This is a genomic window from Olleya sp. 1-3, from assembly GCF_002836085.1.
Taxonomy (GTDB): Bacteria; Bacteroidota; Bacteroidia; order Flavobacteriales; family Flavobacteriaceae; genus Olleya; species Olleya namhaensis.
On record NZ_PJBW01000058.1, the window covers coordinates 94,921 to 110,718 of the forward strand.

16 protein-coding genes are annotated in these 15,798 nt (G+C 34.2%); 13 read left to right on the forward strand and 3 right to left on the reverse strand.

The genetic code is table 11. From position 1 onward, the window contains the following. Positions 1 to 151 precede the first annotated feature (151 nt). From kynU to CXF54_RS13525, 12 genes are all read left to right on the forward strand, one after another. Positions 152 to 1,420, forward strand: a complete 1,269-nt coding sequence (gene kynU, locus CXF54_RS13470; RefSeq protein WP_101203914.1) for a kynureninase — start codon at positions 152 to 154, stop codon at positions 1,418 to 1,420. Between the two features lie 385 nt (positions 1,421 to 1,805). Beyond that, a complete protein-coding gene (locus CXF54_RS13475) occupies positions 1,806 to 3,203 on the forward strand; it encodes an FAD-dependent oxidoreductase (RefSeq protein WP_101203915.1) in 1,398 nt (465 codons plus the stop codon). Between the two features lie 444 nt (positions 3,204 to 3,647). Beyond that, entirely contained in the window at positions 3,648 to 4,055 is a 408-nt protein-coding gene (locus CXF54_RS13480; protein WP_090837535.1) for a RidA family protein, read from the forward strand. Next, positions 4,056 to 5,492 (forward strand): aldehyde dehydrogenase, encoded by a 1,437-nt coding sequence (locus CXF54_RS13485; RefSeq protein ID WP_101203916.1) that lies wholly within the window; start codon positions 4,056 to 4,058, stop codon positions 5,490 to 5,492. Between the two features lie 90 nt (positions 5,493 to 5,582). Next, on the forward strand, positions 5,583 to 6,506 hold the full coding sequence (locus tag CXF54_RS13490; RefSeq protein WP_101203917.1) for a hypothetical protein: 924 nt from the start codon (positions 5,583 to 5,585) through the stop codon (positions 6,504 to 6,506). A gap of 4 nt (positions 6,507 to 6,510) precedes the next feature. Next, on the forward strand, positions 6,511 to 7,293 hold the full coding sequence (locus tag CXF54_RS13495) for an SDR family oxidoreductase (protein ID WP_101203918.1): 783 nt from the start codon (positions 6,511 to 6,513) through the stop codon (positions 7,291 to 7,293). A 281-nt stretch (positions 7,294 to 7,574) separates the two neighbouring features. Next, on the forward strand, positions 7,575 to 8,111 hold the full coding sequence (locus CXF54_RS13500; RefSeq protein ID WP_101203919.1) for a 3-hydroxyanthranilate 3,4-dioxygenase: 537 nt from the start codon (positions 7,575 to 7,577) through the stop codon (positions 8,109 to 8,111). A 330-nt stretch (positions 8,112 to 8,441) separates the two neighbouring features. Then, positions 8,442 to 9,527 (forward strand): amidohydrolase family protein, encoded by a 1,086-nt coding sequence (locus CXF54_RS13505; protein ID WP_099570469.1) that lies wholly within the window; start codon positions 8,442 to 8,444, stop codon positions 9,525 to 9,527. After that, on the forward strand, positions 9,527 to 10,168 hold the full coding sequence (locus CXF54_RS13510; protein ID WP_101203920.1) for an O-methyltransferase: 642 nt from the start codon (positions 9,527 to 9,529) through the stop codon (positions 10,166 to 10,168). Before CXF54_RS13505 ends, CXF54_RS13510 begins: the two co-directional genes overlap by 1 nt. A gap of 8 nt (positions 10,169 to 10,176) precedes the next feature. Then, entirely contained in the window at positions 10,177 to 10,956 is a 780-nt protein-coding gene (locus CXF54_RS13515; protein WP_101203921.1) for a HipA family kinase, read from the forward strand. Continuing rightward, complete coding sequence (locus tag CXF54_RS13520) at positions 10,946 to 11,353, forward strand: DUF3037 domain-containing protein (protein WP_090837549.1); 408 nt, start codon at positions 10,946 to 10,948, stop codon at positions 11,351 to 11,353. The genes CXF54_RS13515 and CXF54_RS13520 overlap by 11 nt, the downstream gene beginning before the upstream one ends. Positions 11,354 to 11,368: 15 nt before the next feature. Beyond that, positions 11,369 to 11,803, forward strand: coding sequence for a hypothetical protein (locus CXF54_RS13525; RefSeq protein ID WP_101203922.1), 435 nt, complete (start codon positions 11,369 to 11,371; stop codon positions 11,801 to 11,803). Positions 11,804 to 11,833: 30 nt separating this feature from the next. Here the strand turns inward: CXF54_RS13525 and CXF54_RS13530 are convergent, their stop codons facing one another. Next, a complete protein-coding gene (locus CXF54_RS13530; RefSeq protein ID WP_101203923.1) occupies positions 11,834 to 12,874 on the reverse strand; it encodes a flavin-containing monooxygenase in 1,041 nt (346 codons plus the stop codon). Positions 12,875 to 13,090: 216 nt separating this feature from the next. On the opposite strand from CXF54_RS13530, the gene CXF54_RS13535 reads away from it, so the two are divergent. After that, positions 13,091 to 13,621, forward strand: coding sequence for a DUF421 domain-containing protein (locus CXF54_RS13535; RefSeq protein WP_101203924.1), 531 nt, complete (start codon positions 13,091 to 13,093; stop codon positions 13,619 to 13,621). Positions 13,622 to 13,685: 64 nt separating this feature from the next. Here CXF54_RS13535 and CXF54_RS13540 read toward each other — a convergent pair whose 3' ends face one another. Next, positions 13,686 to 15,200 carry a S8 family peptidase gene (locus tag CXF54_RS13540; RefSeq protein ID WP_101203925.1) on the reverse strand — a complete coding sequence of 505 codons (1,515 nt, stop codon included), beginning with the start codon at positions 15,198 to 15,200 and terminating at the stop codon, positions 13,686 to 13,688. 297 nt (positions 15,201 to 15,497) lie between these two features. Beyond that, positions 15,498 to 15,785 (reverse strand): twin-arginine translocase TatA/TatE family subunit, encoded by a 288-nt coding sequence (locus CXF54_RS13545; RefSeq protein ID WP_090837559.1) that lies wholly within the window; start codon positions 15,783 to 15,785, stop codon positions 15,498 to 15,500. Between the last annotated feature and the right edge of the window lie 13 nt (positions 15,786 to 15,798).

The window sequence follows — 15,798 nt, forward strand, 5'->3', positions numbered from 1 at the left end:
CGTATATAAAATAATTCCGCTTTACGCGACACTATAACTTTGTTGGGTTTCATAAACTAGTTTTATGAAACCCTTTTTTATGCAGTAATATTGGGCTTCATTTCTAAATTAATAATTCTTATTTTTGTGTAAACCCGAAAAACCACACATCGTGTCCAACTACAAACAAGGTCTAGATTACGCTAAGCAAGAAGATAAAAACGATCCGTTGTCGCAGTACAGAACTCAATTTCATATTCCTAAAGACAAACAAGGAAACGATTGGTTATACTTTACAGGAAACTCGCTTGGTTTGCAACCAAAAGCTACTAAAGATTATATTAATCAAGAGCTTGAAGATTGGGCAAATCTAGGTGTAGAAGGTCATTTTGAAGCAAAAAATCCTTGGATGCCTTATCATGAATTCTTAACAGAATCTATGGCGAAAATTGTTGGAGCAAAACCAATTGAAGTTGTTATAATGAATACCTTAACGACCAACTTGCACCTATTAATGGTAAGTTTTTACCAACCAACAAAAACAAAATACAAGATTGTTATAGAAAGTGATGCCTTCCCAAGTGATAGATATGCGGTACAAACCCAATTAGAGTTTCATGGTTTTGATGCTAGTGAAGGCGTAATAGAATGGAAACCAAGACCTGGAGAAGAGCTTTTAAATATTGAAGATTTAGAAACTATTCTTGAAGAGCACGGGGATGACATTGCGTTATTACTAATTGGAGGCGTAAACTATTACACCGGACAATACTTAGATTTAAAAAAAATAGCAGCACTTGGTCATGCAAAAAACTGCAAGGTAGGTATCGATTTAGCACATGGAGTAGGAAACATAAAACCCGAGTTACATGATTCTGGTGTAGACTTCGCTGCTTGGTGTACCTATAAATATTTAAATTCTGGACCAGGAAGTTTAGGTGGCGTTTTTGTCCATGAAAAACATGCACATAATAAAGATTTAAAACGTTTTGCTGGTTGGTGGAGCCATAATAAATCAACCCGATTTAATATGCGTCAACCGTTAGATGTTATTCCGGGAGCAGAAGGCTGGCAACTAAGTAATCCGCCAATTTTATCCATGGCTGCTATAAAAGCATCTTTAGATATGTTTAACGACGTTGGTATGGATGCCATCCGCAGAAAAGCAGAAAAACTTACTGGTTATTTCGAGTTTTTAATTAACGAACTGAATAACAATAAAATCAAAATCATCACACCTTCTAATCCCAAAGAACGTGGTTGCCAGCTATCCATTCAAGTAAAAGATGCTGACAAAAATTTACATACAAAATTAACCGAAGCACATATTATTACCGACTGGAGAGAACCAGATGTAATACGCTGCGCTCCGGTGCCATTATACAACACATTTGAAGATGTGTATAGAATGGTGGAGAAGTTGAAAGAGATATTGAATTAAATAAAAAAACACTAAGATTTCAGATATACTAAACATAGTTAATATTCAAATCCTAAATCAATTCACAGATTTGAACATTGAAATGCAGAAATAATGAGCAAAGGTATGGTGCTGCAAAGCGAAACTTTAAGCACATAATACCGAAAGAAAATGTTCCGCAGGAATTCCCTATTTTCGCTATGCTTTTTGGCTTTGTATTTAGAATAAAATGTCTACCAGATATTGCATCCTAAATAGTGTATCAAGACAAATTAATTGTAAAATAAACACTTCGACTGCGCTCAGTGTGACATTTTGCAATAGAAAAAGAACAACAAATAATAAAATCCTGAATCAAGATTAGGATAACGAAGACTAATACCAAGTCAAAGACAACACTACTGATATGAGCAAAAAAGACAACATACTAATTATTGGAGCAGGGCTTTGCGGCTCTCTCCTAGCCTTACGTTTAGCGCAAAGAGGTTACACAGTAAACGTCTACGAAAGCAGACCTGATTTACGTACCACAGATATTTCTGCAGGACGATCTATAAACCTAGCGCTTTCTGACCGCGGACTAAAAGCTATGCGATTAGCGGGTGTTGAAGACAAAGTAAAACCGTTATGCATACCTATGTTTGGTCGTTTAATACACGATATAGAAGGCAATACATTTCCTTCTAATTATTCAGGAAGAGATAACGAATACATAAACTCTATTTCTCGTGGAGAACTTAATGGTTTGCTATTAACTGAAGCCGACTCGTACGATAATCTGACTATTCATTTCAACAAAAAATGTAACGGTATTGATATCGAAAATAATACTGCCAGGTTATACGATTATGAAACAAAAATAGAAACAGAAGTTAAAGGCGATGTGCTTTTTGGTACAGATGGTGCAGGGTCTTCATTAAGAAAAAGCTATTATCTAGAACGTAAATTTTTATTTAGTTACTCGCAAAACTACTTAACGCATGGTTATAAAGAGTTAGAGATTCCCGCTTCCGCTGAAAAAAAGCATCAAATAAGTAAAGACTATCTTCATATCTGGCCAAGAGGTGACTACATGTTAATTGCACTTCCTAATTTAGACGGAAGCTTTACGGTTACACTATTTTTGAGTTATGAAGAAGGCAAATACAATTTCAACAATCTTACTACAGAAGACACCATAAAAGAATTCTTTGCAACACAATTTCCAGATGCATTAGCATTAATACCAAATATAGCAGACGAGTTTTTTAACAACCCAACAGGTGCTTTAGGAACCATAAAATGTTCCCCTTGGCACTACCAAAACAAGAATGTGTTATTAGGAGATTCAGCACATGCTATTGTTCCATTTTACGGACAAGGTATGAACGCTTCTTTTGAGGATGTCACTGTTTTTGATAGTATTATAGAACAATACGAAGGTGATTGGGAAACCATTTTTAAGGTTTACGAAAAAACAAGAAAAGCAGATACAGACGCTATTGCTGATTTAGCAATAGACAATTATTACGAAATGCGTGATCATGTTGCGAACCCTATTTTTAAAGAAAAACGCGCGATTGAAATGGCTTTAGAAAAAGAATTTCCAAATGATTATTTCTCAAAATACTCAATGGTAACTTTCAAAGAAGACATCCCATATCATACAGCAATGACAAAAGGAAGAGCGCAAGACAAAGCTATTTTAAACTTACTAGCAGATAAAAAAATTAACACAACCGATAATTTAAGTAGTATATTTAAACAAGTAAAGGAAGAAACCGAAGCTATTTTACAAGACGATAGAGTTGCAGGATTGAAATAGTGAGAAGTGAGAAGTGAGAAGTGAGAAAAAAAATAAAATAGTTTGGCCTTAAGAGCAAAATTAATTGAAATAAAAGTCCCAAAATCAATTCGAAAGAATTGAAACATCAAGGCGAAGAATAGATGAAGAAAAGCTCCGAAAACAGGAGAACGCAGTTCGACGCGGAGTTTTCAAATCGGTTTCAGTTTAAAAAAAAAAACTGAAAATTCCTTGGCTTGATTGTGATTTTTCGGCTTGGTTTATCCTGAGCGTAGTCGAAGGGTTTTGCATCAAGGCAAAATGAACAGAAAGAAAGAATAATGAGATCCTGAAACAAGTTCAGAATGACGAGATACTGGATAAAAAAAAGCACTTCGACTGCGCTCAGTGTGACATTTTAAATTAGAAGAAGAAAAATAATGTGATCGTGAAACAAGTTCAGGATGACGTAAAAATATAAAATCAATGAACGAAGGAACTAAAGTAACACCAAGAGGAGCCTATCCACACGTAAAACAAGTTGGCGATTTCATTTTTGTTTCAGGAACAAGTTCACGTAGAGCAGACAATACCATTGCAGGAGTAGATATTATTGACGAAATGGGAACTAAAAAATTAAACGCCTACACACAAACGCAAGAAGTTTTAAAAAACATAGATACCAATCTTAAAAAAGTTGGCGCCAGTTTAAAAGACGTTGTAGATGTGACTTCCTTTTTAGTAAACATGAATGACTTTGCAGATTATAATAAAGCTTACGCTGAATTTTTTGATAAAGAAACAGGACCAACCAGAACTACAGTTGCCGTACATCAATTACCGCATCCCGATTTGGTTGTTGAGATTAAAGTTATGGCCTATAAGAAACAATAAATGAATATTCAAAACTACATAAACGGAGCATTCCACAATCCAATTCAAAACCATTGGATAGATAACTACAATCCTAGTAATGGAGAAGTTTACGGACAAATACCAAACTCGTCAAAAGAGGATGTAGAAAACGCATATATCGCTGCGAAATCAGCTTTTCCTAGTTGGTCACAAACTAGTATAGAAGTGCGTAGTAGAATATTAATAAAGATTTCAGAGTTACTAGAAGCTAACTTACAACGCTTTGCTGAAGCAGAAAGTAAAGACAACGGAAAACCGATTAGTTTAGCAAAAACAGTAGATATACCAAGAGCAGCAAGTAACTTTCGTTTTTTCGGAAATGCCATAACACAGTTTGCTAGCGAAAGCCACGAAAGCATCGGACAAGCCATAAATTACACCTTACGTCAACCTATTGGAGTCGTCGGTTGTATTTCACCTTGGAACCTTCCTCTCTATTTATTTACATGGAAAATCGCTCCAGCAATTGCAGCAGGAAACTGCGTTGTTGCCAAACCAAGTGAAATAACTCCAATGACCGCTTATTTATTGGGCGAAATTTGTAACGAAGCCGGTCTTCCAAAAGGCGTTTTAAATATTGTACATGGCTTAGGGGGTTCAACTGGACAAGCCATTATAGAACATGAAGACATAAAAGCCATTAGTTTTACAGGAGGAACAGCAACAGGAGCACATATTGCAAAAGTAGCAGCTCCAATGTTTAAAAAACTATCGTTAGAATTAGGCGGAAAAAATCCAAATATCATTTTTGCAGATTGCGATTATGAGGATATGCTAGACACAACAGTACGTTCGTCTTTTGCCAATCAAGGTCAGATTTGTTTATGTGGAAGTAGAATATTTGTAGAAGCATCTATCTATGAGAAATTCAAGAAAGATTTTGTTGCTAAAGTAAAAGCTTTAAAAGTTGGTCATCCATCGGAAGCATCCACCAATATTGGAGCATTAGTCTCCAAACCACATTTAGAAAAAGTAAAAGAATATATAAATATCGCCAAAACAGAAAACGGAATAATCCTTTGTGGCGGAAATGAAGTGACTTTAAAAGGTTATGAAAACGGTTACTATTTAGAACCAACAGTTATTGAAGTACCAAATGATGACTGCAGAGTAAATCAAGAAGAAATTTTTGGACCTGTAGTTACCATTATGCCTTTTAATACAGAAGACGAAGTATTGCAAATGGCAAACAAAGTAAAGTATGGTTTGTCTGCAACATTATGGACCAACAACTTAAAACGCACCATGCAAATGAGCAACCAACTACAAGCTGGAATAGTTTGGGTTAACACTTGGATGATGCGTGATTTACGAACACCATTTGGTGGTATAAAAGCTTCTGGAGTTGGTCGTGAAGGTGGTTTTGAAGCGTTACGCTTTTTTACTGAAGCTAAAAATGTTTGTATAAAATATTAACTGCTATTAAAAAAAGTCTATAATAGATTAAAAAAAGAATTTTATTCGCACGTCATTCTGAACTCGTTTCAGAATCACATCATACAAGTTTTGTCTAGATTATTTAAAAAACAAGCATTTAACACCTTAGCAAACCCAACAAATCACTTCTTTACAAAAAAAATATTGAAATCCAATAAAGACATAAGTGTAAAACAAGCCATTACCAAAGGGCAAATCATGGTCAACGTCCCCGTGTTTTTATGCTTAATTGACATACCTCTACTTACTTTACTCCTAACAACGCAAGGCTTACTACCTGAATGGACTACTTTAACTGGCATATTTTTAGGCTTTGTATCAGGATGGATAACGTGGAGTGTTTTAATAACAAAATGGCGCATTTGGGCATTTACTAATGTTAGAAATGTGCACGCATTAAAAAAAGAAGCCATACGCAGCATGCTTATTTGGGAAGACGGAACCTCTTTTGAAAAAACAGAATACCGATCCAAAAAAGACAAAATAATCTTAGATACACTTGATAAAAAATTTCTTCAGGAAGACTTGGTCTATGAAGATCCAAAAGTACCTCAAGAAACAAAAATTTACTTTTCAATTACTACAGCTTTTTTTATTGTTTTATTTTTATCAATAGGGGTAACCTCTGGAGCTTATTTAATGTTTGAAGAAAAAAACAAAGATTTCCTGATAGGCTTATTTTTGTTTATAATCTGCTTATTTATTTTAACACAAGCTTTTAAAAAATTAATAAATAGAAAACCTCAATTAATTTTAAACCATAAAGGAATTACATTATCCGACAACACTTTTGTAAGTTGGTCTGAGATATACGAATTAGAAATATTAAGAGAAGGTTTTGGGAACTCTGCTCAACATTATTTAAAATTCTGTGACAGCAATTACAACTATTCTAAAATAGAGATTGATAGTTTTAATCTATCTATCAGAAAATTAGAAAACAGTTTACAGACTTACCAAATACGCTATAACAACAACAACAATAAAGTTTAAAAACATGAATCTAGACTTAAACAACAAATACGCATTAGTTTGCGGAAGTACAGCAGGAATAGGAAAAGCAACAGCTTTAGCATTAGCTGAAGAAGGTGTACAAGTAACACTTATTGCTAGAAATGAAGACAAGTTAAAAGCTACGTTGACCGAGTTACCTCAACATAGAAATCACGATTATATAGTTGCCGATTTTTCTAACCCGAAGGAATTAAAAGAAAAAGTGGAAGCTTACATAAAAGAGAATCATGGGTTTCATGTATTAGTAAATAATACAGGAGGACCAAAAGGAGGGCCAGTATTTTCGGCAGATGTAGACGAATTTGAAGCTGCTTTTACTCAGCATTTAAAATGTAATCACGTGTTAGCACAAGCAGTAGTTCCGTTTATGAAAAATGAAGGCTTTGGTCGCATTATAAATGTAATTTCTACATCAGTAAAACAACCTTTAGATGGACTTGGCGTGAGTAATACCATTCGTGGTGCTGTTGCCAATTGGAGTAAAACCTTAGCTAACGAACTTGGTCAATTTGGTATCACGGTAAACAATGTTTTACCTGGTGCAACAGGAACCGATCGTTTGGCTGAAATTATTAAAAACAAATCTGCTAAAACAGGAAATACCGAAGAAGAATCTGCAAATGCTATGAAAAGTGCGGTTCCTGCAAAACGTTTTGCCAAGCCTGAAGAACTAGCTGATGCAATTACATTTTTAGCAAGCGAACGTGCGAGTTATATTAACGGAATTAATCTTCCGGTTGATGGCGGAAGAACAAAGTCATTATAATTCTATCTATCATTGCGAGATTTTTTCTTTTCAAAAAATCGTGGCAATCTGTTCAATTATCATTAATTTTATTGAATTGATGAATCCGCGTTAAGGATTACTCACTGGTTAATATTTAAATATATTGATTTCGTGAACCTGAAAGCTTGAAGCGACATCCTTTTTTAAACGTCAGTTCGAGTGTTTTGTGAAGTATGAACAAAATGTATCGAGAACAAGTTTAAAAAAAGATATAGTGTAAAGCCTGACCCTATTTAGGGAAACGCCCAAAATATTATAATATGAGTAAATTATTTCCCCCTATAAATTTTAAAGCTTGGATCGAAGAAAACAGACATCTTTTAAAGCCACCAGTTGGTAACAAAGTGGTTTGGAAGGATGGTGATTTTATTGTTATGGTTGTTGGTGGACCAAATAATAGAAAGGATTACCATTACAACGAAACGCCTGAATTTTTCCATCAAATTGAAGGTGATATTATTTTAAAAGTAATTGAAGACGGTACGCCAAAAGACATTCATATTAAAGAAGGTGAAATATTTTTATTACCTCCAAAAGTACCGCACTCGCCACAACGCGGTGCAAATACGGTTGGTTTAGTCATTGAATACCCAAGAGAAAAAGGTGTGCAAGATGCTTTACTTTGGTTCTGCGAAAATTGTACTACTAAATTGTATGAAGAAGATTTTACAGTAAAAAATATTGAAACCGATATGCCAAAAATATTCGATAAATATTATGGCGATTTAGACAAACGTACATGTCCAAACTGCTCGGCTATAATGCAACCACCACAAAAAGTAAAGTTAGAAAACTAGTTAGCAGTTAGCAGTTAGCAGTTAGCAGTTAGCAGTTAGCAGTTAGCAAAAAAAACAAAGATGGGATTAAAAATAACATTAGCTTAATTGAAAGTCCCCAATCAATTTGTAAAATTGAACGCCAAGGCGAAGAATAGATAAAGAAAAGCTTCGAGATCAGGAGAACGATGTTCGACGCGAAGTTTTCGTATCGATTTTCAGTTTAAAACTGAAAAATTCCTTGGCTTGGATGTCTTTTTTTGGTTCGTTTTTTGGACAAGCAAAAAATGAATAGAATAAATAATTTAAGACAAAGATTGCCACGTCTTAAGACTCGCAATGACAAAACATATGGAAAAACGCAAACTTAGAATTAACGGTCACTCACACTTATTGCCATATCCAGAGGAAATCCCTCAGTTTATGCAAGACAAAGAAATTTTTTGGGTCGATAAAGACCGAAAATTTATGCTTCAAAAAGATTGGAACAGACCAATTACAGATTCTAGTTTCTTTTTAGATGAAAAACTAGCTTGGATGGAACGTTTTAAAATTGACCATGCAGTTGTTTTAAATTTATCGCAATTATACGGTAACGGTTTGCGTGTGGAAGAAATGAAGCAAGCGCTTAAATTTCAGAACGATTTTAATGCCAAAGTACAACGTGAAAACCCAAGTAAATTTACTTGCGGTTTTGTAGTACATCCTGGTTTTGTTAGAGGAGCCTGTTGGGAAATTGAACGTTGTGTAGAAGAATTAGGCATGCAATTATTATGCTTACCAACCCACTACATGGATACTATTGGAACTTGGCGTTGTATTTTTGATGAAGAAAACGAGCCTATTTTTGAAATGGCTAACAAGTATAATCTAGCTGTAGAAATACACCCGTATGATGGTGAAAAGTTTATAAAACTAGAAAACACGTCTTGGCGTTTTCACTTAATATGGATGCTAGCACAATGTGCCGATGCTTACCACTTTTTAACTTTAAATGGTTATCAAGATAAGTACCCAAATATGAGAACTTGTTTTGCGCATGGTGGACAACTAGCACAAATAAACTTAGGACGACGTATTCAAGGTTTTGATGGTAGACCCGATTTATTTGAAGGTAAAAGTCACCCAAGAAAAGCGGTTGGACATAAAAATATCTTTTTTGACACTTTAGTACACGATACTGGTGGATTAGATTTATTATTAAAAAACCAAGGTTCTAAACAGGTTTTAATGGGACTAGATGACCCTTACCCTTTAGGGGAAATGGAAAGCGAAAAACAAAGTTCTTACCCCGGAAAAATTTTAGATTTAGCTATCGAACGTAAAATTATTACAGAAACAGAACGTGATGCTATTTGGGAGGATAACGTGATCCAATGGTTATGTGGAGATGACCAAGCAGCTAAAGATAAACTTGTTAAACGTATTTTAGGATAATGTATTTTTTACCAGAAAAATTAGACGACTACGTTGTTGCTCACAGTCAAGATGAGCCCAAGCTATTACAACAATTAACTAGAGAAACGTATCAAAAAATATTACAGCCAATTATGTTGTCTGGACCTTACCAAGGTCGCGTACTAAGCATGATTTCTAAACTAATTAAACCTAAATCTGTTTTAGAATTAGGTACTTTTACCGGCTATGCAACCCTGTGTTTAGCTGAAGGCTTACATCCTGAAGGAGAAATACACACCATTGATGTTAATGAGGAGTTGGAAGATTTTCAGCGTAAATATTTTGATAAATCAGAATTTGGGCAGCAAATACATCAGCATTTAGGAAGCGCAATTGATATACTTCCAAAGCTAGACAAATCTTTTGATTTGGTATTTATTGATGCTGACAAACCTAACTACGTCAATTACTTTCATTTAATTATTGACAAATTAAGACCTGGCGGAATCATATTATCTGACAATGTTTTATGGCACGGGAAAGTAGTTGAACCAGTGGATCCAAAAGACGTTTCTACAAATGTTGTTTTAGAGTTTAATACACTTTTAAAAGAAGATCCAAGAATCGAAACCGTTTTATTACCTATTAGAGATGGTTTAACTATTAGCCGAAAAATATAATATTACTAATGAGTAAATTAGATATAAGAACCGTTGATGTTACACAATACATAACACCTCTAAGAGAAGGTGGTTCTTTACCTGCTATTGTAAAAGCAGATGACGACTTTTTATACGTGCTAAAATTTAGAGGTGCTGGTCAAGGAAAAAAAGCATTGATTGCCGAATTTATTGGTGGCGAATTAGCACGCGCTATTGGCTTAAAAGTACCCGAATTGGTCTTTATGAATTTAGATGATTCGTTTAGTAAAATGGAACCCGATGAAGAAATACAAGACCTACTTAAGTTTAGCGTCGGTTTAAACCTAGGACTACATTATTTAAGCGGTAGTATAACCTTTGATCCATTGGCGTCGATTGCAGATGCTAAAACAGCTTCTAAAGTCGTTTTATTAGACAGTATCATTAGTAATATAGATCGCACTTCTAAAAACCCGAACATTCTAAATTGGAATAAGGAATTATGGGTAATAGATAATGGTGCTAGTTTTTATTTTCATCATAATTGGGATACTTGGAAAAGCCATTTAACAAGAACATTTCCGTTAATAAAAGACCACGTCCTTTTAAGTCGTGCTACAGATTTGGAAAATGCTTCAAAAGAAATAATTAAAGCTTTAGACAAAACCACTATTAAAAACATTATCAATACTATTCCAGAGGATTGGTTGATTAATGAAGGTGACAGCTTAACACCATCAGAAATACGAGACGCGTATACAGATTATCTAGACACCAAACTGGCTATGATAGACTCACTAGTTAAAGAAGCTCAAGATGCAAGATAAAGTTACTTTTGAATACGCGATTATTAGGCTTGTCCCTAAAGTAGAACGTGAAGAGTTTTTTAATATCGGTGTTATTTTATACTCTAAACGCAGAAAATTTGTTGGTGTAAAATATAAAATTAGCGATGCTAAGTTAAAAGCCTTTGCCTGCAACTTAGACTTAGAAGCTTTAAATAGTTATCTAAAATCATGGGAACTAATTTGTAAAGGAGATCCTTCTGCTGGGGTTATTGGTCAATTTGAAGTATCTGATAGATTCAGATGGCTAGCAGCCGCAAGAAGTACTATTATACAAAGTTCTAAAACACATGCTGGATTAACAGAAGATCCAGAAAAAGAACTAGAATCTATTTTTAAATCTTATGTTTTGTGTGAAGAGACAGATGCTTTAATCTAATTAAACAACATTGTAATGACAGAAGACAAGCCAAAAAAGAAAAGTAATATTATTGGAATAACAGTAGGCGTTATCGCCTTTCTTATTTCATTTTATGCTGTTAAACAACTTTTTAAAAAAGATATAGCTACTGAATTAAAAAATGTAGCTATAGAAATGAATAAATCAACCCCCATAGCAATTGATCAGTATACAAGATTAGACAGTGCATCATCTAAAGGAAAAACTAATTTTATATATCATTACACGCTTTTAGATATGGCAAAATCTGAAGTCAACATAGATACAGCTAATAAGTACATTAGACCCAACATCATCGAAAGCGTAAAAAATAGCCCTGAATTACAAACATACAGAGATAATAACATCACTTTAGATTACAAGTATTACGATAAGAATGGTGCTTTTACTATGGAGATTTCTGTAACACCAGAGCTTTATAATAAATAAGACTCCCCTTTTTAAAAGCTATTTTTACTCTTATTTATTACTCATAACACCAGCCAAATAACTAGCATCTTTAGACACACCTCCTAACGTTGCTGATCCACGAGTAAACATCCATGGTAAACCTATAAAGTATAAGCCATCAATATTACTAACGCCTCTATAGTTTTTAGGATAACTATTAGCGTCCAGTTCTAATCCTTGAATCCATTTAAAATTAGGACGGTATCCTGTTGCCCAAATCACATTTTTAATTGTCGATTTTTTTTCTTTTTCAAAAAAGATATCGTCATTTAATGCATCTTTTGTGCGTCCTACAGGTATGACATTTTCTCGAGACAAAATTTCTTTTACATCCGTACCAATAACAGGTTGTGTTGAAGAGTTAATTTTTTTACCAACCCAACTATATTTACTATAACTTAAAAAACCAACGACGGTAAACCACCACCATAGTGTTTTACCTAAAAAGTTTTGAGGTAATGATTTTACACTAGTATCTCCGGAGAAATAAACAGTCCGAGAGCTGTCTTTAGAAATCTCGTTTAATATTTGATAACCAGAGTCTCCACCACCTACAACTAAAGCATCACCTTGTTGTAATTGCTTAACACCTTTATAGTAGTTGCTATGCATTTGTAATGTACTATCCGATATTTTTGTATGACATGGCGGTGTATAAGGAATATGAAATGGGCCTGTAGCAACCACTACATTTTTAGCCTCAATTTCGCCATCTTTATGCTGTACATGGAACCCTTTTGCTGTTTTAGTAACAGCAGTCACCAATGTATTTAATTGCACAGGAATCTCAAATGCAGCAACGTAAGTCTCAAAATAATTAGCAACCTCAACCTTTGTTGGATAATGCCCTTTAGGCGCCTCAAATTTTAAACCTGGTAAATGATTGTATTCTGTTGGTGTGAATAATTTTAAAGAATCCCAACGGTTTAACCAGGACGCACCAACTTCTGCCTCACCGTCTAAAACTATAAAATTGACGTTCATTTGTTTTAAATGATAAGCCATAGCTAATCCTGCTTGTGCACCTCCAATGACTACATAATCCAACATCTTATCCTGTATTTTAATTCTTTGCGAAAGTAAAAACAATATATTGGTTAAAGCATTAAACAGCACACCAACCTTAATAAAATTATAAATAATCTCACTAAAATCAAGCTGTCATTTGTACAGATGACTTTTAACAACATTTAACTAAAATTTCTTTTTCCAATATATTTTTCCGAATTTTAAGCTAGTAAAATAACACTAATTAAAAAGTAAATAATGGATTGGATATACTCTTTAAATGACCCTTTATGGGAAACAGTTGCAGGTAGCCTTATACTATTTGTAGTAATTATTATATTAACTAGAATTATAGGCTTAAGATCGTTTGCTAAATTTACAGCTTATGACTTTGCGTTTACTATTGCTATTGGTAGTATAATTTCTTCAACTTTAACATCAAGCACATCCGTTATTCATGGGAGTGTCGCAATTTCTGGCCTACTGTTTTTAACCTACATTTTTTCTACATTACAAAAAAAATTTCCTAGTTTCAGTTCTATAATTTCTAACAAACCTTTATTATTAATGAAAGGTGAAACAATTTTACATGACAATTTAAAACATGCTAGAATTGAAAAATCGCAATTAATAGCCAAACTTAGAGAAGCTAATGTTTTAAATTTTAATCAAATTGAAGCAGTTGTTTTAGAATCTACAGGGGATATATCTGTATTACACTGGTCATCTGACGCAAGTGACACAAAATTAAGCGATGTCATATTAGAAGATGTCAGAGAAAGACCTTAAAAAATCAACATAAAAAAAAGCCTCTCATAAAACGAGAGGCTTTTTACATTAACACTTATAATTTTTATTGTACTGCTTGTAAAGCATCAATATTACCATATCCAAAACTTGAATTTTTATTAGGATAAAACTCTGAAGACTGCTTTAATTTAGTTAACACTTGAGCTCTAGACCATGTTGGGTGCTTAGACCAAACTAATGCAGCAATACCAGCTGTTGTTGCTGTTGCTACAGATGATCCACCTGTGTAACTTCTATCTCCGTTGTAAAACCCTAATACCGGAGGTGCTTTACTAGTGTTGTTATTACCTTCCATTATGATAGTAAAATCTATTTTACTTCCGCTATGACACACCTCACATCTATCGTAATTTGGTCCATCATCTACACCTGTTACCGCAACAGTCTCACTCATAGTTGCAGGAAAAATAACCCCGTAACCGTTTGTAAAACTAGTAGACGTCCCACCTGCTGCAAAAATTAATTTACCTTTACTGTAAGCATATCTAACAGCATCTTTAATGTTACCAATTGACCAAACATAACCAATTGACATTGATATAATTTTTACATCACTTCTATTTCCTAACTGGGTTAATGCGCTAGATACTCCTTTACGCTCATGATAGTCATTAAGTAATACATCTTCTGTTGCTCTGTACGCTACTAAATTTGCATTATAAGCAACACCAACAGGCATTCCGTTATCGTTACGTGGCGCTGCTATTGTTGATGCCATAGCTGTACCATGTCCACATTTATCATGTATACCGTCATAGTTATTTGACCACCACCAATTAGAGTCGATAAATGTTCCATATTTTTGAACAAAACGCCCATTTGAATACCCATCATTAATTCCTGACGAATTTAATAAAGGCTGAGAAGCAGACACTCCTGTATCTATAAGACCAATAGTTATCCCTGCTCCTGTACTTTGACTCCAAGCTTGTGGGATATTGTGTTTGTAAAAATGCCAAGACACTTGCGCATTATTTGGCGCTATAGTCGTGTAATGTGCAGCATTAATTGTGTCTGCATTTTTATCGCATCCAGAGCTTGAACGCCCATTATTTACGGTTTCGTATTGGTTATATCCGTTTGGCTCCAAATATCTAACACCGTCAGTTTGTAATAATTGTTTAATAGTCTCAAAGTTTGCAACCTGTACATCTACAACATTTATAATATCGTGTTCAAACATTGTTTTTTCGTCTTTTTTATAATCTTCATTATCCTCTACCAATTGTATAATATTAGATAATGTTGCTTTTAAGCGTTCTGATTTAACCTCAGCAAAACTTTCGTTTTCTTCTCCGTAACCAATGGTTAAAATATTATTACCTCTAACTACTGCACTCCATAATGTATGTGGTGTGACATCTTTCCAATCAAAAGCACCTGTTTCGGTAAAACTTTGATTAATTAAGGCATTTATTTCAGGTACGGTTAACGCGGGTTTTTGACTGTAGTCTATTGTTACGTCTTCCGGAGCATCTAATGCGTCTTCTTTTTGACACGCGTTAAATACTGTCAAAGCTATCAGAAGGACTGATAGTTTTAGTAATGGTCTTTTCATTTTGTATATGGTTTAAGGTTGATGCTTAAATATATACATTTTTCTTAAAAAAAAGTTAATTTGGTTATCAATTCACCTATTAATCATCTTTTAAAGTAGTAAAATCTTAGTGGCAAGTTGTTTTTATTTTGCGTTAGCGGTAGAAATGGCATCCTTTTTTTTAAACTAAATAGCACTAGCTGTGGTAAATTATATTTAAATGGACACTTAAAATACTATTGAGAATATCCTAAAAAAAGATATAATGGATGACGCGACCCTTGTGGTAACGCCCCTATAATTGATTAAGAAATTGGATTATAGTTTGCGACGCACAGACCCGGTAAACTCCTCTAGATCGTCTTTAACTTTTTTAAGTTCTTCGTTTACACCATCTGTTATGCTTGTATCCAAACCGTTACGTTCTGCAGATTTAGTGATTTCGGTTTTGATATCATTAGTGGCATCTTTAAGTTGACGCATACCTTTACCTAATCCCTTGGCAATATCCGGCACATTTTTAGCGCCAAACACCATAACAACGATAAGCAGGATGAAAAATATTTCTCCTCCGCTTATAAATAAAAATGTTGTTAATTTAACCATGGTACAAATATAC